The sequence below is a fragment of the Streptomyces tubercidicus genome (genome assembly GCF_027497495.1).
In the GTDB taxonomy this organism is placed as follows: Bacteria; Actinomycetota; Actinomycetes; order Streptomycetales; family Streptomycetaceae; genus Streptomyces; species Streptomyces tubercidicus.
This window is the reverse complement of record NZ_CP114205.1, coordinates 5,998,821-6,019,037: the sequence shown is the minus strand read 5'-3', so window position 1 is coordinate 6,019,037 and position 20,217 is coordinate 5,998,821. Positions and strand designations below refer to the sequence as shown.

19 protein-coding genes are annotated in these 20,217 nt (G+C 71.8%); 10 read left to right on the top strand and 9 right to left on the bottom strand.

All coding sequences use genetic code 11. From position 1 onward, the window contains the following. Positions 1–27: 27 nt before the first annotated feature. The gene (locus tag STRTU_RS26215; protein ID WP_246241256.1) at positions 28–414 is read right to left on the bottom strand and encodes a hypothetical protein; all 387 of its coding nucleotides are present in this window, start codon (positions 412–414) and stop codon (positions 28–30) included. A 101-nt stretch (positions 415–515) separates the two neighbouring features. On the opposite strand from STRTU_RS26215, the gene STRTU_RS26210 reads away from it, so the two are divergent. Further along, on the top strand, positions 516–1,358 hold the full coding sequence (locus tag STRTU_RS26210) for a helix-turn-helix domain-containing protein (protein WP_159746488.1): 843 nt from the start codon (positions 516–518) through the stop codon (positions 1,356–1,358). Next, positions 1,337–1,540: a DUF397 domain-containing protein gene (locus STRTU_RS26205; protein WP_159746487.1), complete on the top strand. Its 204-nt coding sequence runs from the start codon at positions 1,337–1,339 to the stop codon at positions 1,538–1,540. Before STRTU_RS26210 ends, STRTU_RS26205 begins: the two co-directional genes overlap by 22 nt. Before the next feature lie 49 nt (positions 1,541–1,589). Here the strand turns inward: STRTU_RS26205 and STRTU_RS26200 are convergent, their stop codons facing one another. From STRTU_RS26200 to STRTU_RS26175, 6 genes are all read right to left on the bottom strand, one after another. After that, positions 1,590–2,675, bottom strand: coding sequence for a methyltransferase domain-containing protein (locus STRTU_RS26200; protein WP_159746486.1), 1,086 nt, complete (start codon positions 2,673–2,675; stop codon positions 1,590–1,592). Positions 2,676–2,958: 283 nt separating this feature from the next. Then, on the bottom strand, positions 2,959–6,213 hold the full coding sequence (locus STRTU_RS26195; RefSeq protein WP_159746485.1) for an efflux RND transporter permease subunit: 3,255 nt from the start codon (positions 6,211–6,213) through the stop codon (positions 2,959–2,961). 150 nt (positions 6,214–6,363) lie between these two features. After that, complete coding sequence (locus STRTU_RS26190; protein WP_159746484.1) at positions 6,364–7,050, bottom strand: response regulator; 687 nt, start codon at positions 7,048–7,050, stop codon at positions 6,364–6,366. Beyond that, positions 7,047–8,339 carry a sensor histidine kinase gene (locus STRTU_RS26185; protein ID WP_159746483.1) on the bottom strand — a complete coding sequence of 431 codons (1,293 nt, stop codon included), beginning with the start codon at positions 8,337–8,339 and terminating at the stop codon, positions 7,047–7,049. The genes STRTU_RS26190 and STRTU_RS26185 overlap by 4 nt, the downstream gene beginning before the upstream one ends. Before the next feature lie 86 nt (positions 8,340–8,425). Beyond that, positions 8,426–8,704, bottom strand: a complete 279-nt coding sequence (gene pspAA / locus STRTU_RS26180; RefSeq protein WP_159746482.1) for a PspA-associated protein PspAA — start codon at positions 8,702–8,704, stop codon at positions 8,426–8,428. A gap of 56 nt (positions 8,705–8,760) precedes the next feature. Further along, entirely contained in the window at positions 8,761–9,561 is an 801-nt protein-coding gene (locus tag STRTU_RS26175; RefSeq protein WP_159746481.1) for a PspA/IM30 family protein, read from the bottom strand. 315 nt (positions 9,562–9,876) lie between these two features. Between STRTU_RS26175 and STRTU_RS26170 the strand changes: the two genes are divergently transcribed. Further along, positions 9,877–10,473 carry a DUF3043 domain-containing protein gene (locus STRTU_RS26170; protein WP_159746480.1) on the top strand — a complete coding sequence of 199 codons (597 nt, stop codon included), beginning with the start codon at positions 9,877–9,879 and terminating at the stop codon, positions 10,471–10,473. Positions 10,474–10,552: 79 nt separating this feature from the next. Here the strand turns inward: STRTU_RS26170 and STRTU_RS26165 are convergent, their stop codons facing one another. Continuing rightward, positions 10,553–10,768, bottom strand: a complete 216-nt coding sequence (locus STRTU_RS26165; RefSeq protein ID WP_159746479.1) for a hypothetical protein — start codon at positions 10,766–10,768, stop codon at positions 10,553–10,555. A 161-nt stretch (positions 10,769–10,929) separates the two neighbouring features. Here STRTU_RS26165 and STRTU_RS26160 point away from each other — a divergent pair, with 161 nt between their 5' ends. The 5 genes from STRTU_RS26160 to STRTU_RS26140 all read left to right on the top strand — a co-directional run bounded on the left by STRTU_RS26160 (position 10,930) and on the right by STRTU_RS26140 (position 16,623). After that, positions 10,930–12,198, top strand: a complete 1,269-nt coding sequence (locus tag STRTU_RS26160) for a bifunctional adenosylcobinamide kinase/adenosylcobinamide-phosphate guanylyltransferase (protein ID WP_159746478.1) — start codon at positions 10,930–10,932, stop codon at positions 12,196–12,198. Positions 12,199–12,260: 62 nt separating this feature from the next. Further along, positions 12,261–12,971, top strand: a complete 711-nt coding sequence (locus STRTU_RS26155) for a class I SAM-dependent methyltransferase (RefSeq protein ID WP_159746477.1) — start codon at positions 12,261–12,263, stop codon at positions 12,969–12,971. Positions 12,972–12,987: 16 nt separating this feature from the next. Next, on the top strand, positions 12,988–14,034 hold the full coding sequence (gene cobT, locus STRTU_RS26150; RefSeq protein WP_159746476.1) for a nicotinate-nucleotide--dimethylbenzimidazole phosphoribosyltransferase: 1,047 nt from the start codon (positions 12,988–12,990) through the stop codon (positions 14,032–14,034). A gap of 67 nt (positions 14,035–14,101) precedes the next feature. Further along, a complete protein-coding gene (locus tag STRTU_RS26145; protein WP_159746475.1) occupies positions 14,102–15,850 on the top strand; it encodes a phosphatidylglycerol lysyltransferase domain-containing protein in 1,749 nt (582 codons plus the stop codon). Beyond that, positions 15,847–16,623, top strand: a complete 777-nt coding sequence (locus tag STRTU_RS26140) for a hypothetical protein (protein WP_159746474.1) — start codon at positions 15,847–15,849, stop codon at positions 16,621–16,623. Before STRTU_RS26145 ends, STRTU_RS26140 begins: the two co-directional genes overlap by 4 nt. On the opposite strand, the gene STRTU_RS26135 is transcribed toward STRTU_RS26140, so the two are convergent. After that, on the bottom strand, positions 16,598–17,335 hold the full coding sequence (locus STRTU_RS26135; protein ID WP_159746473.1) for a hypothetical protein: 738 nt from the start codon (positions 17,333–17,335) through the stop codon (positions 16,598–16,600). The genes STRTU_RS26140 and STRTU_RS26135 overlap by 26 nt on opposite strands. Positions 17,336–17,443: 108 nt before the next feature. Here STRTU_RS26135 and STRTU_RS26130 point away from each other — a divergent pair, with 108 nt between their 5' ends. Both STRTU_RS26130 and STRTU_RS26125 read left to right on the top strand, forming a co-directional pair. After that, positions 17,444–18,238 (top strand): adenosylcobinamide-GDP ribazoletransferase, encoded by a 795-nt coding sequence (locus tag STRTU_RS26130; protein ID WP_159746472.1) that lies wholly within the window; start codon positions 17,444–17,446, stop codon positions 18,236–18,238. Positions 18,239–18,439: 201 nt separating this feature from the next. Next, positions 18,440–19,978, top strand: coding sequence for a leucyl aminopeptidase (locus STRTU_RS26125; protein WP_159746471.1), 1,539 nt, complete (start codon positions 18,440–18,442; stop codon positions 19,976–19,978). The last annotated feature ends 239 nt before the right edge of the window (positions 19,979–20,217 follow it).

The following is a 20,217-nucleotide window of genomic DNA, read 5'->3' as shown; positions in this document are numbered from 1 at the left end:
ACGCCGCGCCGCCCGCGGGCCGGCGCGTCACAGATAAATCCGCTGACGGCAGGCGCGACAGCAGGTCCGCGCCTCACACAGCCGGCTCTCCCCGTGATCGCACGGCTCCGGCAGCCGCTGACCCCGGCTGACCGCGATCCGCAGTACGTCCCGCAGCGCCGCGCACAGTACGGCGATCAGGCGCCACAGCTCCTGGGCGTCCGCGCCCGGCGCGGGAGGCCGCACCGGGAGGTCATCCAGCAAGGCTTCGGCGGCCGCGAGCTGGTCGGCCTCGACCGTGTCCGCCAGCACGGAGAGGCGGCTGTCGGGGTCGTCCGTGCTCAGGTAGCACGGACCGCCGTCCTGCCTGGTCCACGGGAGCAACCGGGGCGGCGAACCTTCGAACATCTGACTCACTTCCTTCGCATCGGCCATCCTCATTACCGTGTGTATCGCCATCGCCACCCTGTGGGACATGGCCTCAACACGGGTGTCCCGTCCCCCTGTTGAGCCGGGACGACCGAGAGCTGACGCACATGAAGTTCACCTCGAAGGAACTGACCCCCTACCTCTCCGCACGCCACTACTTCGGCTCCGAACAGCGCCGTCACCGCGAGCGCGCCAAGCTGTCGCTGGTGCAGCTGGCGGACATCGTCAACTTCAGCAAGAGCACCCTGGCGCGCGTCGAACCCGCGGAGCTGATGCCCCCACCGGAACTCCCCGCCGCACTCGACGCGGCATTCGGCACCGAGCACTACTTCCACGGCCTGTATGAGCTGGCGAAGCGGGAGGCACACCCGGACCAGTACCGGCGCTTCATGGACTTCGAGGCCCGCGCGGAGGTGATCGAAGTCTTCGAACCACAGGCTGTCCCGGGCCTGTTGCAGACCCGGGAGTACGCCCAGGCATCGCTGGGTTGCCAGGACCTGCCCAAGGAGCAGACCGAACAGCGTGTCAACGCCCGGATGTCCCGCCAGGAGCGCCTGTACTCGGACTGCCCGCCGTACCGATGGGCGATCATCGACGAGGCCGTGCTGCGGCGGGAAACAGGCGGCAGGGAGTGCACCTACAAACAACTGGCTCGGCTGCTCGAACAGGTGGATACTCCCGACAGTAGGGTGCAGGTCATGCCGTTCAGCGCGGGTCCGTACCCACTGATGGGCGGCGCCCTGAATCTGTTGACGCTTCCCGACGGCTCCGCCGTGGCCTACGAAGAGGGCATCGAGATCGCGCATCTTTACGAGAGTTCGGAAGCCGTGAAGAAGTGGCGGCGCCGGTACGAGGTGCTGCGTGCGAACGCCCTCTCGCTGGCGGAGTCAGCGGTGCTGATCCGAAAGGCAATGGAGGACTACAAGCCATGCGACACATCACCGATTTGAGCACCGCACACTGGCGCAAGAGCAGCTACAGCAACACCAACGGCGGCAGCTGCGTCGAGATCGCCGACAACTTCCCAGGCCTGGTCCCCGTGCGCGACAGCAAGAACCCACACGGCCCGGCGCTCGTCATCCCGGCGGAAGCGTGGGCGGCGTTCGTCGGCGGCCTCAAGGCGCAAGGCTAGGGGCGTAGTTCGGTCCCGTCCCGGGATGCCGACGGGACGGGGCCGGTCGTCACAGGGACACGCGCTGCCCCTCGGCCGTGACCGTGATGCGGTAGCGGTCCCGTGAGGGGGTGCCCTCTGCGGTCCAGGTGGAGTAGGCGGATTCGACCTCGTCCCACAGGCGGCGGGGGCCGTGTTGTTCGGTCTCGTAGGTGGTGTGGCCGGGGACGTATTCGGCGGTGGCCCAGGAGGTGCGGGCGTCGTCGAAGAGCCAGTAGGTGGCCTCGTCACTGCCGTCGTCTGCCGGGCAGAGCAGGGGCCAGGCGTCGCGTACGCGGAGGCCGACGGCGAAGCGGGCGTCCGGGTTCTCCTCCAGGACGCGGGGGTCGAGGGTGGTTGTCGCGCGGTCGCCCTGCTCGCCGTGGTACCAGTCGCGGATGCGGCCGTAGGAGCGGCGCTGCTGGCGGGCCCACATGAAGGCGGGGCGGCCGGAGAAGTGGCCGGTGGCCTGGCCGTCCTGGACGGTGAGGGTCGCGAAAGAGTAGGAGTGGAAGGACGAGCCCCAGGGGGTGAGGATCGTGCCGCCGGGGGCGGTCTGCTCCACCCAGGCGTACGGGATGTCGCGGACCGTGCAGGTGGCGATGGTGTGGTTGAAGGGCGCTCGCCCGGGGGCCCCGGCCAGGCCGTCGCCGCACAGCAGGTGCGGGTGGAGGCCGGCCCGTGTCAGGTTTTCCCGGGCGATGTCGTGGAGGGCCTTGTCGGTCTCGATGCTGGTGATGCGGTCCTCGCCGAGCCGGTGGGCGAGCCAGGCGGCGTGGTAGCCGGTGCCGGTGCCGATCTCCAATACGGTGTCGCCGTCCCGGACGATGGCGGCCATGTCCAGCATGAGGGAGGGCATGGACGTCGAGCACGTGGGAAAGGCGATCTGGCCCGCCTCGGCGCGGCCGTCGTTGTGCTGGGTGATCAGCGGGAGGTCGGCGTAGACCATCCGCCGCCATTCCGCCTCGTCGGCGGAGCGGGAGACGGTGCGGTCGCCCACCTCGAAGGTGTCCGGCACGAAGTGGGCGCGGTCGACCGCGGCGACGGACGGCGCCCATTCCGGCGTCAACGCGCCCTTGTTGGCCAGGATTTCCAGCAGTCGGTCCGGCGAGGACATCGCGCCGCCCCCTACTTCTTCGGCGGGTCGGTCACCGGCTTGGTCCACTGGCCGTCGGATTCCTTCGGGCTCTGCTGACGGTCGCCGTCCGCGCCGCCCTTGCCGTCACCGTGCTTTCCCATCGCGGTCCCCCTGCGTCGGTGTGGTTGGTGCTGTCGGTGCAGGGGCGGTTCGGCCGCCCCGTCACGGCATGCCCGGCACGATGCCCCCGCAAGCGCCGGCTTGCGGGGGCATCGTTTCTGCATCGGGGGTCTCCTCGGAGTCCCCGCCGGTCAGGGCGTCGTCAGACGCCTGCCGGTTCCGGTGCGTGCTCGGACTCCTCGGCCTGCGGGCCGGATTCGCCGGACCGCTTCGCGTCCTTCTTCGCCGCCCGGCGCTCCTTGCGGAGCTCGATCATCGCGTAGAGCGTCGGGACGAGGAGAAGGGTGAGGAGGGTGGAGGTGATCAGACCGCCGATCACGACCACGGCGAGCGGCTGGGATATGAAGCCGCCGTCGCCGGTGATGGACAGGGCCATCGGGAGCAGCGCCATGATCGTGGCCAGGGCGGTCATGAGGATCGGGCGGAGACGGTGGCGGCCGCCCTCGATGACCGCTTCGACGACGCCGTAACCCTGCGCGCGGTACTGGTTGATCAGGTCGATCAGCACGATGGCGTTGGTGACCACGATGCCGATCAGCATCAGCATGCCGATCATCGCCGGGACGCCCAGTGGGGTGCCGGTGGCGACCAGCAGGCCGATCGCGCCGGTCGCCGCGAAGGGGATCGAGACGAGCAGGATCATCGGCTGGATCATCGAGCGGAAGGTGGCCACCAGGAGCATGAAGACGATGGCGATGGCCGCCAGCATCGCCAGGCCGAGCGAGGAGAACGCGTCGGACTGGTCCTGGGAGACGCCGCCGATCGTCGCGGTGGCGCCATCGGGCAGCTTCAGCGCGTCGATCTTCTGCTGCAGCTGGGTGCTGACCGCGCCGGTGTTGTCGCCGGTCGGCTTGGCGGTGATGGTCGCCGAGCGGGCGCCGTCGATCCGGGTCATCTGGACCGGACCGGGGACGGTCCGCACGGTGGCCAGGCTGCTGAGCTTCGCCGGGCCGGACGGGGTCTGGAGGGTCAGGTTCTTCAGCTCGCCCTCGGTGGTGGCCGGGTGGGCCGACTGGACGACGATGTCCCGCTCGGTGTCACCCAGGACCGCCTTGCCGCTGGTGGTGCCGCGGACCGCCTGGGTCACCGCCGCGCCGAGCGACGCCTGGTCGTAACCGGCCGCGGCCGCCTTGGCGTTGGGCTTCACGGAGATCCGGGGCACGCTCTGCGAGAGGTCGCTCTGGACGTCGGTGACGTCGTCGAGACCGGCGACGGTCTTGCGGACCTGCTCGCTGGCCGTCTTGAGGACGTCGGCGTCACCGGCCTTGACGACCACGCTCAGGTCCTGGCTGCCGAAGCCGCCGCCGGTGGCGAAGCTGGTGTCGCCGATGGACTTGCCGAGCTTGTCGAGGTCGGTGCGCAGCTCCTCGGTGACCTTGTCGGAGTCCCCGGAGTCCTTCAGCTTGAGCTGGTAGGTGGCCTGGTTGGCGCCGGTGCCGCCGCCGAAGGCCGCCATGAAGCCGGAGGAGCCGACGGTGACCTGGTAGTCGGCGATGTCGTCGTTGGCCGCGAGCACCTTCTCGACCCGCTTGGCCTGCTTGTCGGCCGCGCCCAGGCTGGTGCCGGGCTTGAGCTCCTGCTTGAGGGTGAGGGTGTCCTGGGCGCCCTGGTCGAGGAAGTTGGTCTTGAGCAGGGGGCCCATGGCGAAGGTGCCGAGGAGGACCACCACGGCGATGGCCAGGCTGGTGAGCCGGCGGCGGGTGGCGAACCGCAGGACCGGGACGTAGAACCGCTGGAGGGGGCTCTTGGCCTCCTTCTCCTCGGCCGCCCGGCGCAGGTCGTCCACCGTGCTGCCCTCGGGGATCTGCGGGGCCCGCAGGAACCAGTAGGACAGCACCGGGACGACGGTCAGGGAGACGATCAGGGAGGAGAGCAGGGCGACGGTCACCGTCACCGAGAAGGAGCCGAACAGGGCGCCGACCATGCCGCCGACCACGCCGATCGGGAGGAAGACCGCGACCGTGGTGAGGGTGGAGGAGGTGACCGCTCCGGAGACCTCCTTGACTGCGTTGAGGATGGCCTCGCGGCGCTCCTCGCCGTAGCCCAGGTGCCGCTTGATGTTCTCCAGGACGACGATGGAGTCGTCGACGACGCGGCCGATCGCGATGGTCAGCGCGCCGAGGGTGAGCATGTTGAGGGAGAGGTCACCGGTCCACAGCACGATCAGGGTGATGACGACCGAGAGCGGGATGGAGACCGCGGTCACCAGTGTGGAGCGCAGGCTGAGCAGGAAGACCAGGATGACGATGACCGCCATGGCGAGGCCGAGCAGGCCCTCGGTGGTCAGCGAGTCGATCGACTTGGAGACCTGCGGGCCCTGGTCGGAGGCGACCGTGACGTGGGTGCCCTTGCCCAGGTCCTGACGGATCGTGGGGAGCTTGTCCTTGACGGCGTCGGAGATGGCGACCGCGCTGCCGTCCTTGTCCATCGTCACGTTCAGGGCGAGGCTGGGCTTGCCGTTGGTGCGGGTCAGGGACGTCGGAGTGGCCTGCTTCTCCTTGACGGTGGCGACATCGCCGAGGCGGACCGCGCCGCCCGGACTCCCGCCCGCGGACGGACCGCCGCCCGCGGAGGGAGCACCGCCTGCGGACGCGCCGGCGCCCGAGGAGGCGTCACCGCCGGCGGACGCACCCGCGCCCGCGCCGCCGCCCGCCGACGGGGCGAGCCTGAGGTCCTTGATCTGCTCGACGGAGGTGAAGCCGGCGCCGACCTGGACGGTCTTGCTCCTGCCGTCCTCGGAGAATGAGCCGGCCGGCACCGACGTCCCGCCGTTCTGCAGCGCCTGGCCCAGCGACTGGGCGCTCAGCCCGGCGGCGGCGAGCTTCTTGTCGTCGGGGGTGACCGCGACGATCCGGTCCTGGACGCCGTCGACGGTGACCTGGCTGACGCCGTCGATGTTCTTCAGGTCCGGCACGACGCTGCGGTTGAGCTGGTCGGCCAGCGTCTGCTGGTCCTTGGAGTCGGAGGAGACGGCGAGGACCACGGTGGGGATGTCGTCGGTCGAACCGGACACCACCTGCGGGTCGACGTCCTTGGGCAGCTTCGCGCGGGCGCGGTTCACGGCCTGCTGGACGTCGGCGACCAGGCTCTTGGAGTCGTTGCCGTAGTCGAACTGGGCCATGATGACGCCCGAGCCCTCGCTCGACGTGGAGGTGACGGACTTGATGCCGTCGACGCCCTGGACGCCGTCCTCAAGCGGTTCGATGACCTGCTTCTCGACGACATCCGGCGAGGCGCCCTGGTACGGCGCCACGACGGACACCATGGGAAGTTCGATGGACGGCAGGAGCTGCTGCTTCAGCTGGGGGATCGCGATGGCGCCGAAGGCGATCGCCACGATCGACATCAGCGCTATCAGGCCCCGTTGTACGAGGCTGAGTCGGGACAGCCAGGTCATGGGTGGGGTCTCTCTTCTGTTCTACGAGGTCGGCGGGACCGTTCTCGGGCCCACCTACACCTTCCGGCATGCGGTGGCGGGTTTTCCTCGCTCGCAAGTCGGTTTCCGGCCGGAAGTCGTACCGCGTTCGGAGTAGAGAGTGCCCCGCCCTCACTGCACCCGTGGGCGTACGAGTCCGGACTCGTAGGCGATGACAACCAGCTGGGAACGGTCGCGGGCGCGCAGTTTGGCCATCGCGCGGTTCACATGGGTCTTCACGGTGAGCGGGCTGACCGCGAGCTGCTCGGCGATCTCGTCGTTGGACAGCCCGCCGGCCACCAGGATCAGCACCTCACGCTCCCGGCCGGTCAGCGTCGCCAGCCGCTCACCGCCCCGGTCGCCGGGCCCGCCGTCGGCGGAACTGCCGCCCTGCGCCAGGAACTTGGCGATCAGGCCCTTGGTGGCGACCGGCGAGAGCAGCGCCTCACCGGCCGCGGCGATCCGGATCGCGCTCAGCATCTCGTCCGGTTCCGCGCCCTTGCCGAGGAAGCCGCTGGCGCCGTTCCGCAGCGACTGCACCACATAGTCGTCGACCTCGAAGGTGGTCAGGATGACCACCCGGACGTCGGTCAGCTCCGGGTCCTCGCTGATCATGCGGGTGCCCGCCAGGCCGTCCACACCGGGCATCCGGATGTCCATCAGCACCACATCCGGCCGCTCGGCCCGGGTCAGCTCGTACGCCTGGGCCCCGTCGGAAGCCTCCCCCACCACCCGCATGTCGGGTTCGGAGTCGACCAGCACCCGGAAGGCACTGCGCAGCAGCGCCTGGTCATCGACGAGCAGCACCTTGATCGTCACAGCGTCTCCCCCGTACGGACGGTCTGGAGTGGAAGGGTCACCCGCACCTGGAAGCCGCCGGCCGCGCGCGGGCCGGTCACGACCGTGCCGCGCAGCGCGAAGACCCGCTCACGCATCCCGATCAGGCCGTGGCCGCCGCCGCTGCCCTCCGGCTCGCCGGGCCCCACGGGCGGCCGGTCGCCGCCCTTCTGCCGCGGGACTCCGGCCCGGCCCGCGCCGTCGTCCAGGACGGTCACGGTCAGCGTGGTGTCGGAGTGGCGGATCCGTACCGTGGCACGGGCCCCCTCACCGGCGTGCTTGTGGACATTGGTCAGCGCCTCCTGGACGACACGGTAGGCGGTGAGGTCGGTGGAGGCGGGCAGCGGCCGGGGCGCCTGCGGGATCTCCAGGTCGACCGGGATCCCGGCCCGGACGAACCCGTCGACGAGCTGATCGAGCACGCCGAGGCCCGGTGCGGGCTCGGTCGGCGCCTTGGGGTCGTCGGACTGCCGCAACAGGCCGACGGTGGCGCGGAGTTCCTCCAGCGCCGAACGGGACGCCTCACGGACGTGGGCCAGCGCCTCCTTGGCCTGGTCGGGGCGGTTGTCCATGACATGCGAGGCGACCCCGGCCTGGACGTTGACCAGCGCGATGTGATGGGCGACGACATCGTGCAGCTCACGGGCGATCCGCATGCGCTCCTCGGCGACCCGGCGCCGGGCCTCCTCCTCCCGGGTGCGCTCGGCCCGTTCGGCGCGCTCCCGGATGGCGGCCACATAGGCGCGTCGGCTGCGGACCGCGTCACCGGCCGCCGCGGCCATGCCCGTCCAGGTGAAGATGCCGAGGTTGTCCTGCGCGTACCAGGGGCGGGGCCCGTGGAGCATCGCGGCGGCGGTCAGGACGACGACGGTGAGCGCGCCGACCCGCCAGGTGGTGGGCCGGTCGGTGCGCGAGGCGACGGTGTAGAGGGCGACCACGGCGGCGGCGGACACCGGGGCGCGCGGGTCGCCGGCGCGGGCGAGGAGTTCGACGATGGTGAGCGAGCCGGTGACCGCCAGGACCGTACGGGGCAGCCGGCGGCGCAGGACCAGCGCGCTACAGGCCAGCACGGCCAGCACCACCGTTCTGACGGACGGCTCGTCCGCGACGATCCGCGGGCCGTGCGGACCGTGCGGATCGGCCACCGCGCCGCCCAGGATGCACGCGAAAACGGCCACGGCCAGGACGGCGTCGAAGGCGAGCGGATGCTTCCGGTACCACCGGAAGCGGCCGGCGCTGGGCGCGTCCGGGCGGGGGTCGAGGAGACTCACAAGAGCAAACGGTAGCGCCCCGGTCCCTCGCGGGCCGGGGCGCTGTGCGCTGGAGTGGAGTGTGCAGGCCGGGACCGGCCAGGTTTTCAGCCCGGGATGAGGCCGTCGTCGCCGAGCATCTCCCGGACCTCCCCCAGGGTCGCGTCCGGGGAGGGCAGGATGAGTTCGGACGGTTCCAGAGCGTCGTCGGGAAGCGGTGTGCCCATCCGGCGCACCGCTTCCAGCAGTGCGCCGAGGGTGCGCCGGAAGCCCGTCTCGTCGCCGCTCTCCATCTCGGCGAGCAGCTCATCGTCCAGCTTGTTGAGCTCGGTGAAGTGGGCGTCGTCCAGCTTCACCTGACCCTCCCCCATGATCCGTACGATCACGACGGTCTCCCTTGGTCCGGTCCGACGATCTCTGCGAGGCTAACCGCCGCCGTGCCTCACTGCTTGTCGAAACGCGGCCGGTCCTGCTGCGGCGAGGACTGCGCCGCACCGTTCTGACCGCTCTCGATGGCCTGCTGGCCGTCCGACGAACCGCCCGACAGCTCGGCCTTCATCCGCTGCAGCTCCAGCTCGACGTCGCTGCCGCCGGAGAGCCGGTCCAGCTCGGCGGTGATGTCGTCCTTGGCCATACCGGACGGGTCGTCCAGCGCACCGGAGGCCATCAGCTCGTCGATGGCACCGGCGCGGGCCTGCAGCTGCGCGGTCTTGTCCTCCGCGCGCTGGATGGCCATGCCGACGTCGCCCATCTCCTCGGAGATGCCGGAGAACGCCTCGCCGATCCGGGTCTGCGCCTGGGCGGCCGTGTACGTGGCCTTGATCGTCTCCTTCTTCGTACGGAAGGCGTCGACCTTGGCCTGCAGCCGCTGTGACGCGAGCGTGAGCTTCTCCTCCTCACCCTGCAGCGTCTGGTGCTGCGCCTCCAGGTCCGTGACCTGCTGCTGCAGCGCGCTGCGCCGGGTCAGCGCCTCGCGGGCCAGGTCCTCGCGGCCGAGCGCCAGCGCCTTGCGGCCCTGGTCCTCCAGCTTGGCGGACTGGCCCTGGAGCTGGTTGAGCTGCAGCTCCAGGCGCTTGCGGGAGGTCGCCACGTCGGCGACACCGCGGCGTACCTTCTGCAGCAGCTCCAGCTGCTTCTGGTACGAGTAGTCGAGGGTTTCGCGCGGGTCTTCGGCCCGGTCCAGGGCCTTGTTGGCCTTCGCGCGGAAGATCATCCCCATCCGCTTCATGACACCATCGCTCATGGGCCTCGCGCGCCCCCTTCTGACCGAATCACTTCGGGCTTAGGCTCCAGCACATCTACAGACCCCACAGTACGGGCCCTGGTTCCATTACCGCACTGTTCGGGCCCGGATGCGCTCCTCCTCCAGGACGATCGCGGGCCGTGGTTCCTCCCGCGCAAGGAGTAGGGAGAGTCCGGACAAGCCGCGCGATGTCCGCTCTGTCCTGATAGGAAACGGCTTCTGTCCTGGTAGGGCCCCGATTGCGCGGCGCGCCGTTGCCGGATCGTGCCCGTCGGACCATGGTTCACCCGCGGCGAGCACGTACCCTTGGGTGTTGTGTTCCGAAGCCGTTCGAAGGATGAGCAGGCCGCGACCGCCAAGGTGACCGCGGACCAGCCCCAGCAGCCCCGCGACCCGCAGGCCCCCAAGGGCCGCCCGACGCCGAAGCGCAGCGATGCCCAGTCGCAGCGCCGCTCGCGTGCGCATACGCCGGCCAACCGCAAGGACGCGGCCAAGGCCCAGCGTGAAGCGCGCCGCGCCGACATGGCCCGCCAGCGGGAGGCGATGGCCAGTGGCGACGAGCGGTATCTGCCGGTGCGCGACAAGGGTCCGGTGCGCCGGTTCGCGCGGGACTATGTCGACTCCCGCTGGGCCGTCGCGGAGTTCTTCCTGCCGATGGCCGTGCTGATCCTGGTGCTCACCATGATCCGGGTGCCGTCGATCCAGAGCATCGCGCTGCTGCTCTGGCTCGTGATCATCGTGCTGATCGTGCTGGACTCGGTGCTGATCTGGTTCCGGCTCGGCAAGCTGCTCCAGGAGCGTTTCCCGAACGAGAACCTCAAGGGTGTGAAGGCGTACGCGGTGATGCGGACGCTGCAGATGCGGCGGCTGCGACTGCCGAAGCCGCAGGTCAAGCGGGGCGAGAAGCCGTAAGGCGAGCCGTATGACATGACGCCGGGCCGGACCCCTCGGGGATCCGGCCCGGCGTCTTCGTTCTCCGCCCTCCGCGTTCTCAGCCCTCCGCGTCCGCGTGCAGGCTCATCGGCCCCGCGTAGATCTCGGTGCCGTCCTCGAAGAGCCTGACCTGGTCGACGCCGCCTTCCAGGAGGGCCTTCCACTCCTCGCCGATCCAGGACTCCGCGTCGCCCTGCGTGGTGAACTCCTCCGGCTGCACGGCCGGCGCGGTCTCCGCACCGTCGGCCTTCTCGAACCGCCACGTCCACGCCATCTGCGCCTCCTGGATCCCACCGGGTACGGGTTTGTGCCCCCGTGGAGCGCGTCGGAACGCCCTCCACGGGGCCGTGCTTGCGTGCTGACCGGCAGCCTAACGGCCGTGTCGAGTCCGCCCCCGCCGCGCCTGCCGGGCGGGGACGCGAGAAACTCGGCGGTGTGGATGTGACTCTCCTCGGCACCGGGGCCCCGCAGGGGCTGCCGCGGCCCGGCTGCCCCTGTGCCGCCTGTGCGACCGCCGTCGGCGACGAGGCGCGGGCGGCCACCGCGCTGCTCGTCGACGGCGCCCTGCTGATCGATCTGACCCCGGGACCGGCCTTCGCGGCCGCCCGCGCCGGGCAGTCGCTGGCGGGCGTGCGGCAGGTGCTGCTCTCGCATCCGCACGACGGTCCGGCGCTGGAGGTGCCGGCCGGGCTGCCGCAGCCGGGCCGGGTCGCGGACGGGCGGGAGCTGGCGCTGCTCGACGGGCACCGGGTGCGGGCCGTCGCGGTGGACATCCCGGGGACCGGCTACGAGATCTCCGGCGTCGACGGCGAGCGGCTGCTGTATCTTCCGCCGGGCGCGGCGCCGTCCGGACTGGGCGACGGGAACGGCCGGGCGGGCGATGACGAGGGCGCGGGCGGCCCGTACGACCTGGTGCTGCTCGATGTGCTGGGGCGGCCCGACGCGCTGGCCCGGCTGCGGGCGAGCGGGGCGGTCGACGCGGCGACGGATGTGCTCGCGGTGCATCTGGACCACGAGGTGCCGCCGGGGCCCGAACTGCACCGGCGGCTGGCGGCGGTGGGTGCCCGCGCGGTGCCGGACGGCAGCACGCTGCTGGTCGGCGAGTTCCACGCGGTGCCGGATCTGCCGAGGCGCACGCTGGTGCTGGGCGGGGCGCGCAGCGGGAAGTCGGTGGAGGCGGAGCGGCGGCTGGCGGCCTTCCCGGACGTGGTGTACGTGGCCACCGGGGGCACCCGGGACGGCGACGAGGACTGGGCGCAGCGGGTCTCGCTGCACCGCGAGCGGCGGCCCAGCAGCTGGCGCACCGTCGAAACCTGCGATCTGGTGCCGCTGCTGGCGGCGGCCGGGCCCGGCGCGGACTCCGGCGGCGGGCGCCCGGCCGAGGCGGCACCGCTGCTCATCGACTGTCTGGCGCTGTGGCTGACGCATGTCATGGACGAGGTCGGGGCCTGGGACGACGGGACCTGGGAGGCCGGCGGGCGGGGGGCGCTGCGGGAGCGGACCGACGCGCTGGTGGCGGCGGTGCGCGCGACGCGCCGACGGGTGGTGGCGGTCAGCAACGAGGTCGGCTCCGGTGTCGTGCCCGCGACCCCGGCGGGCCGGCGGTTCCGGGACGAACTGGGGCGGCTGAACGCGGCGTTCGGCGCGGAGTGCGAGCAGGTGCTGCTGGTCGTCGCGGGCCAGGCGCTTGCGCTGCGTGGATGACGGAGGCCCGGCGGGCACCGTGTCCGCTTGCCCGGGGGCGCGGCGCCGGGTGCTCTTGACCCGTGACCGAATCCGAGCGGAACCGGACCGCAGCGCCGGACGGGTGGGCAGCGGGTGCCCGCCGGGAGCCGGGGGCCCGCGGACGGCGTTTCGACACGGCCGTACGCGGCTACCTGGCGCGGTACCCGGAGGCGACCGTGGTCGCGCTCGGGGAGGGGCTCGGTATGGGGTTCTGGCGGCTGGACAACGGGCGGCTGAACTGGCTGACGGTGGTGGCGCCGGAGACCGCCGCGGTGCGCCGGATGCTGCTGCCGGACGGGCCCCGGCGCCGTACGGTCGCCCGCGCGGTGACCGATCACCGCTGGCTGGACGCGGTGCGGGAGCCGGAGCGCGGGGTCGTGGTCACCGCGCCGGGGGTGCTGATGCGGCTGTCGCCGCCCTCCGTGCGCGCGCTGCTGGCGGTGTGTGCGGAACGGTTTCCCGGTGGTGCGCTGGTCTTTGACGTACTGCCACGGCCGGCGATGGCGCTGGCGCGGCGGGCCGCCGGGCCGGGCGGCGGGCGGTGGCCCGGTCCGGTGCGCTGGGGGCTCAACCGTGCGGAGCTGCCGCGGGTGGCCGGTGCGCACCCGGGCATCGCCGTGGTGCGCGAGGTCGGCCCGGCGGGGTGGCTGCGGCGCCGGATGCCGGTGCTGGGTGCGCTGACGCCGCTGGTGTGCGAGGTGCGGTTCGCGGCGGCCGGATCCCCCCGGCGGGCCTCGTCAGCGGTGCGTTGACGGTAATCTGCGCCCAATGAGCGCCCTGAACCTCGATGACTTCGCCCATCTGATCGAGCGCCCCGACGGGGGTGTGCGCCGTGACGCCGAGGAGCGGCGGGCGCGGCTGGCCGTCCCGCCGGGCGCCCTCGGCCGCCTCGACGAGCTGGGCGAATGGCTGGCCGCCGCACAGCAGCAGGTGCCGGTGCGGCCGGTGGAGCGGCCGCGGGTGCTGCTGTTCGCGGGCGATCACGGGGTGGCGGAGCTGGGGGTGTCGGCCCGGCCGGCCGGCGGCACCAAGGATCTCGTACGGGCCGTGCTGGACGGGGCGAGCCCGGCCGCGGTGCTGGCCCGGAACACCGGGACGCCGCTGCGCGTGGTGGATCTGGCGGTGGACTGCGATCCGGAGGAGCTGCCCGAGGAGGTCACCCGGCACCGGGTGCGCCGGAGTTCGGGCCGGATCGACATCGAGGACGCGCTGACGGCCGAGGAGGCCGAGGCGGCGTTCCGGGCCGGGATGGCCGTCGCGGACGAGGAGGCGGACGCCGGTACCGACCTGGTGGTGCTGGGAGATCTGAGCGTCGGCGGGACGACGGTGGCGAGCACGCTGATCGCCGCGCTGTGCGGGACGGACGCCTCGGTGGTCACCGGGCGGGGCGGCGCCGGGATCGACGATCTGGCGTGGATGCGCAAGTGCGCGGCGATCCGCGACGCCCTGCGGCGGGCCCGTCCGGTGCTCGGTGACCAGCTGGAGCTGCTGGCCACGGTCGGCGGCGCGGATCTGACCGCGATCACCGGTTTCCTGCTGCAGAGCGCGGTGCGCCGTACGCCGGTGATCCTCGACGGGGTGGTCTCGGCGGCCTGTGCGCTGGTGGCGCAGCGGGTGGCGTTCCGGTCGCCGGACTGGTGGCTGGCCGGGCAGGCGAGCGGGGAGCCGGCGCAGGCGAAGGCCCTGGACCGGATCGCGCTCAACCCTCTGCTCGACCACGGCGTCACTGCGGGTGAGGGGACGGGGGCGCTGCTCGCTCTGCCACTGGTGCAGGCGGCCGCGGCCCTGGCGGCAGAACTGCCCGTACGCGACTGACCCGGGCCGGACTACCGGCGAGCGCCCCATAAGATCGCGCTTTACACGATTTACGGGGAGACGTCGCTTGAGTCCGGACGAAGGCCGCCCGCGCGGCTCATGGTCACAGCGTGGTGCCGCGTTCGGCATCTGGTATCTGCGCACGGTCACCTTCCTCAATTTCCTGAGTGCGGTGTGGGTGTCGCTCGGTAATGGCATCCGCCGGCACAACATCGCGGAATTCTTCACGCCGTATCTGCTGACGGCGGGCTTCGCGTCCGCCGCCTTCTCGCTGTTCCTTTCGGTCACCCTGCGGCGGGGCAAGCGGGCGGCGTGGATTTTGAATCTGGTGCTCTCCGGGCTGCTGACGCTGCTGTTCGCCTTCGGGATGGCGGTGGCCCCGGAGTTCCGCGGACATGTGCAGAACTGGGTGTCGCTGGGATTGACCGCGCTGTTCGCCGCCGCATTGGTGGCCGGGCGCCGGGAGTTCTCCGCGAAGGGCGACCGGTCGAACCCGAAACTGGCGGCGGCGGTCGCGGCCGGCGGTTTGCTGGCCGCCTCGCTGCTCGCGGCGCTGCTGGTGACCGTCACCAACACCGCGGCGGGCTCCTCGACCTTTGGGCAGCGCTGGCGCTACGGCCTGATGCGGCTGGTGTCGCTGGCCGCCGACGACCGTGCGTTCCCGGAGATCGCCACCCCGAACTGGGTCAATGTCGTGATCAATGTGCTGAGCACGCTGCTGCTGATCGCGGTCCTGTGGGCGGCGTTCCGGTCCGTACGGAGCACCGAGGCGCTCACCGCGGACGGCGAGGAACGGCTGCGGGCCCTCCTTGCGCGGCACGGCGACCGCGATTCGCTGGGCTACTTCGCGCTGCGCCGGGACAAGAGCGTGCTGTTCTCCCCCAGCGGCAAGGCCGCGGTCACCTACCGCGTGGTGGGCGGGGTGTCGCTGGCCTCCGGCGATCCGCTGGGCGACCCCGAGGCCTGGCCGGGGGCGATCGAGGTGTGGCTGGCCGAGGCGCGGGAGCACGGCTGGGCGCCCGCGGTGATGGGGGCGAGCGAGGAGGGCGGCACGATCTACGCCCGGCACGGTCTGGACGCCCTGGAGCTGGGCGACGAAGCGATCGTGGACACCGCGGAGTTCACCCTCGGCGGCCGGGCGATGCGCACCGTACGGCAGGCTTACCACCGCATCGAGCGGGCCGGCTACACCGTCCGTATCCGGCGCCACGAGGACATCCCGGCGCCGGAGATGGAGCGGCTGCTGCGGCTGGCCGACGACTGGCGCGACGGGGAGACGGAGCGCGGATTCTCGATGGCGCTGGGGCGGCTCGGTGACCCGGGGGACGGGCGCTGCGTGATGCTCGAATGTACCGGTGCGGAAGGCGAGCTGCGGGCCCTGCTCAGCTTTGTGCCGTGGGGCGACAAGGGCCTTTCGCTGGATCTGATGCGGCGGGACCGGAACTCCGAGAACGGGCTGATGGAGTTCATGGTGCTGGAGCTGATCCAGCGGGCGAAAGAGGTGGAGGTCACCCAACTCTCGCTCAACTTCGCGATGTTCCGTTCCGTCTTCGAACGTGGATCGCGGCTCGGCGCGGGCCCGGTACTGCGCCTGTGGCGTTCGCTGCTCAGCTTCTTCTCCCGGTGGTGGCAGATCGAATCGCTCTATCGCGCCAATGCGAAATACCGGCCGATCTGGGAGCCGCGCTACATGCTCTTCGAAAAGAGCACCGATTTGCTGCGGATCGGAATCGCCGCCGGCCGCGCGGAAGGTTTTCTGGAAGCACCCGGTCTGCCCAAATGGCTGAACCGCAAGCACTTGGAGAATGTGCGATGACGTCGGCTGGGGCGGGGCCACGGGAAGAACCCCTTCCGGGCCGGGACGCGGTGCCCGTGCCGGGCCGGGAAGCGGTGCCCGTGCTGCGTCGTGCCGCGCGCGCCGAATGGGGCGCGCTGCTGCGGACGGTACGGTCCGCGCTGGCCGCCTCGCGGCTGCGGGCGATCCCGATGACGCTCACCGCGGTGGCGCTGACCCTGGTCTTCCAGTTCGTGCAGAACCAGGACTGGGGCTACCAGGCCGTCCAGAACATCGGCTCCGTACAGGCCGATGAGCATCTGTGGCTGGCCCTGCTGCGCACCCCGCTGTCGCTGTTCGTGCCCGCGCTGGACCTGCCGGTGTGGGGTGCCCTGGCGCAGATCCTGGTGGTCTTCGGGATCGCCGAGATCTGTGTGGGCCGGCGGCTGCTGCTGGCCGTCGCGTACCTCGCCACGCTCGCCGGGACGATGTACGCCCGGATCGGCATCTGGATCGGCCCGGTGAGCCCGGTCGGGCTGCCGGACTCGGACAAGTACGTCACCGACACCGGGCCGTCGGCGGCCGTGGTGGGGCTGGCGGTGTTCGTGTGCTGGCGCTATCGCGCGTGGTTCACCTGTGCCGCGGTGGTGGTGGCGATGGTCGTCGAGGTGGTGTCCATCAAGAACAACCTCGCGGGCAAGGAGCATGTCGCGGCGGTGCTGGCGGTGCTGGTGCTGTGCGGAGTGCAGGAGCTGTGGCGGTCGCGCACCGGGCGCGGCACGCGGCGGGTCAGCGGCTCGGCGCACCCCCGATGAAGTCCCCGACCCTGCGGCGCAGCGCCGACCAGCGGCGGTCGTGACGGTAGGCGCGGACCCGGGCGCGGGCCCGCGCCTTCGGGCGGGTGCGGTAGAAGCGCCGGGCCCAGAGCGAGTGCGGCCGGGCCAGCCGGACCGCGCCGAAGAGCGCGACGAACGGCACGAACACCCCGATGACCGCGATCCGGCCCTTGCCCTTGATGAGGGCGATGACCGCGAAGAGGAAGTTGACGGCCACCGTCCGCACCACCGTGAAGCGGTCGGTCTCCTCGTCCGGGCTGAGCTCATTGACGCCGAACGGCAGGAAGCCGCCGAGGATCAGGGCGACCAGGGCGACGGTGAGGATGACGATCTCGACGCTCTTGGTCCCCTCCTCGGTCCAGTACACGTCGTCCAGGTGGAGGATGAGCGCGAACTCGTCCAGGACGAGGCCCACTCCCATCCCGAAGAGCACCGCCGCCACCCCGGTGCCGAAACCGCGCCGGGCACCGGCCAGTCCGATGAAGCCGCCGATCACCATCAGCACCACACCGGGGACGACATGGTGGATATGGACCCCGCCCGGGGTGATGTTGCGGAACGGGCCCCGGCCGGCGCGGATGAGGCGGGTGACGGTCCGGGTCACGAGGAAGGTCAGCACGAACGAGGCGAGCGCGAGCAGCAGCGGCAGCTTCCCGGGCTCGACGATATTGCGGTACCACCAGTGGCCCATCCCACACGCTCCCCTTTGTCGCGTAAGGACACATAGCCACCATTAGGCCCTGTCCGGGCGGCCGGAACCGGCAGTCAAACGCGACGGACGCCCGGATAGCCTGCCGCGATGACCGACACCCCCGCTCCCCCGGCCCCGTCCGACGCCCTGCGCTTCGCGTTCGGCACGCTGACCGTGCTGCCGGTCCGCGTCACCCGCTGGGACCGGGCGGCGGCGCGCGGCGGGATGCTCTGCGCACCGCTGGCCGGGCTGGTCGTCGGGCTGTGCGCGGCCGCGGTCGGCGCGGGGCTGCTGGTGCTCGGCGCCGGACCGCTGCTCGCCGCGGTCGGCACCGCCGCGGTGCCCGCCGTACTGACCCGCGGACTGCATCTGGACGGGCTCGCCGACACCGCCGACGGCCTGGGCAGCGCCAAGCCCGCCGAGGACGCGCTGCGCATCATGAAGCAGTCCGACATCGGCCCGTTCGGCGTGATCACGCTGCTGTTCACCCTGCTCGCCCAGGTGGCCGCGCTGGCAGAGCTGTACGCGGACGGCTGGGCGCGGGGCGCGGTCGCGGCGGCCGTCGCGGCGGTCACCGCCCGCGGTGCGCTGACCCTCGCCTCCCGCGCGGGGGTGCCGGCCGCCCGTCCGGAGGGGCTCGGCGCGGTGGTCGCGGGCACGGTTCCGGCGCGAGCGGCGCTGCTGTGCGCGGTGCTGGTGGCCGCCGGATGCGCGGCCGCCGGGGCCGGCTACGGCCCGTACGGCGCGCTGCACACCGGGCTCGCGGCGCTGTGCGGTCTGGGGCTGGGCGAGTTGCTGCTCCGGCACTGCCGACGGCGGTTCGGCGGGGTGACCGGCGATGTGTTCGGGGCACTCGCGGAGAGCGCGGGGCTCGCGGCACTGGTCGCGCTGACGCTCGGTTAACGCGCCCCGGCGCCGCTTTTCGGCACCCCCAACTGGCATACGCGGCAAGCCAGTTCAGCCGGAACGCCGACAACTGCCGGGGCGCCGTCATGGGCAGGTGTGATATCGGGCGGGCCTTGTGGCGCCGCCGAGCGTAGGCTCAGCCGGAGCAGCGCGCTGCGCGCAGACGGATTCCCCGGACGGAACAGGACCCTCATCACCGTGACTGCACTGACCCTCAGTACTTCTTCCGCCGCGACGCTGCGCGCGGATGCCGTCGTCGTCGGCGTGGCCAAGGGCGCCAAGGGCGTCGTTGTCGCCCCCGGCGCGGAGGCCGTGGACAAGGCCTTCGGCGGCAAGCTCGCCGCCGTGCTGGAGACCCTCGGCGCGAGTGGTGCCGAGGGCGAGGTGACCAAGCTGCCCGCCGCGGACGGCCTCAAGGCACCGGTCGTACTGGCGGTCGGCCTCGGTGAGACGCCGGCCAAGGGCGACGGCTTCGGCCACGAGGCGCTGCGGCGCGCCGCTGGCAGCGCCGCCCGCGCGCTGACCGGCAGCAAGAAGGCCGGTTTCGCGCTGCCCGTCGAGGACCCCGAGGCGGCCGCCGCGGTGGGCGAGGGCGCGCTGCTCGGCGCGTACACCTACACCCCGAACCGCGGCAACGGAGCCTCGAACGGCAAGGGCAAGAAGGACGACGCCAAGTCGGCGCCGCTCGGTGAGGTCGCGCTCCTCGGCGGCAAGCCGCGCGACAAGGAGTTCAAGGCCGCCGCCGCGCGCTCCGAGTCGCTGGCCGCCGAGATCAACCGCGCCCGCGACCTGATCAACCTGCCCCCCAACGACCTGGACCCGAAGACCTTCGCGGCCGAGGCGCAGACCGCGGCCAAGGAGTTCGGCCTCAAGGTCGAGGTGCTCGACGAGAAGGCGCTCAAGAAGGGCGGCTACGGCGGCCTGATGGGCGTCGGCCAGGGCTCGCAGAGCCCGCCGCGGCTGGTGCGGATCGCCTACACCCACCCCAAGGCCGACAAGACCCTGGCGCTGGTCGGCAAGGGCATCACCTACGACTCGGGCGGCATCTCGCTCAAGCCGGCCGGCCACAACGAGACCATGAAGTGCGACATGAGCGGTGCCGCCGCGGTGTTCGCCGCGGTCGTGGCCGCCGCCCGGCTGGGCCTGGCGGTGAACGTCACCGGCTGGCTGGCGCTCGCCGAGAACATGCCGTCCGGCTCCGCCACCCGTCCCGGTGATGTGCTGACCATGTACAGCGGCAAGACGGTCGAGGTGCTCAACACCGACGCCGAGGGCCGTCTGGTGCTGGCCGACGCGCTGACCCGCGCCTCGGAGGAGTCGCCGGACGCGATCGTGGACGTGGCCACCCTGACCGGCGCGATGGTGCTGGCGCTGGGCCACCGCACCTTCGGGATCATGGCCAACGACGACGCTTTCCGTACCTCGGTCCACGAGATCGCCGAGGAGGTCGGCGAGCAGTCCTGGCCGATGCCGATGCCGTCCGAGCTGCGCAAGGGCATGGACTCCCCGGTCGCGGACCTCGCCAACATGGGTGAGCGGATGGGCGGCGGCCTGGTCGCCGGTCTGTTCCTGAAGGAGTTCGTCGGCGAGGACATCCCCTGGGCCCACCTGGACATCGCAGGACCGGCCTTCCACGAGGGCGCACCCTGGGGCTACACCCCCAAGGGCGGTACGGGATCCGCGGTGCGCACCCTGGTCCGGCTCGCGGAGCGCACCGCCGCGGGCGACCTGGGCTGACGGCCGGGCCGGGGCCGCTCGCCCCGGCCCGTGATATCCGCCACGGCCCCGGGCAGCTCGCCCGGGGCCGTTGGCGCGCGTTCGCCCTCAACGAAATCCGTACACACATACGCTTCAGTAACCCTTACGGGGCGGCTGATCACCGCCTCAGTGCCCCTCCCGCCGTCCCGGCTTCGTGGAACAAGTGCGAAGATGGGTTCTCGGCAGGACAGGGCCCCCCTTACCCAGGGCCGAAGTAA

What these genes read in the sequence shown, in the direction of transcription:
- STRTU_RS26195 (WP_159746485.1), bottom strand. Translation starts at nt 6,213, where the DNA reads ATGACCTGGCTGTCCCGACTCAGCCTCGTACAACGGGGCCTGATAGCG.
- STRTU_RS26135 (WP_159746473.1), bottom strand. Translation starts at nt 17,335, where the DNA reads ATGGGCCACTGGTGGTACCGCAATATCGTCGAGCCCGGGAAGCTGCCG.
- STRTU_RS26200 (WP_159746486.1), bottom strand. Translation starts at nt 2,675, where the DNA reads ATGTCCTCGCCGGACCGACTGCTGGAAATCCTGGCCAACAAGGGCGCG.
- STRTU_RS26215 (WP_246241256.1), bottom strand. Translation starts at nt 414, where the DNA reads ATGGCCGATGCGAAGGAAGTGAGTCAGATGTTCGAAGGTTCGCCGCCC.
- STRTU_RS26165 (WP_159746479.1), bottom strand. Translation starts at nt 10,768, where the DNA reads ATGGCGTGGACGTGGCGGTTCGAGAAGGCCGACGGTGCGGAGACCGCG.
- STRTU_RS26175 (WP_159746481.1), bottom strand. Translation starts at nt 9,561, where the DNA reads ATGAGCGATGGTGTCATGAAGCGGATGGGGATGATCTTCCGCGCGAAG.
- STRTU_RS26140 (WP_159746474.1), top strand. Translation starts at nt 15,847, where the DNA reads ATGACGTCGGCTGGGGCGGGGCCACGGGAAGAACCCCTTCCGGGCCGG.
- STRTU_RS26130 (WP_159746472.1), top strand. Translation starts at nt 17,444, where the DNA reads ATGACCGACACCCCCGCTCCCCCGGCCCCGTCCGACGCCCTGCGCTTC.
- STRTU_RS26210 (WP_159746488.1), top strand. Translation starts at nt 516, where the DNA reads ATGAAGTTCACCTCGAAGGAACTGACCCCCTACCTCTCCGCACGCCAC.
- cobT (WP_159746476.1), top strand. Translation starts at nt 12,988, where the DNA reads ATGAGCGCCCTGAACCTCGATGACTTCGCCCATCTGATCGAGCGCCCC.
- STRTU_RS26205 (WP_159746487.1), top strand. Translation starts at nt 1,337, where the DNA reads ATGCGACACATCACCGATTTGAGCACCGCACACTGGCGCAAGAGCAGC.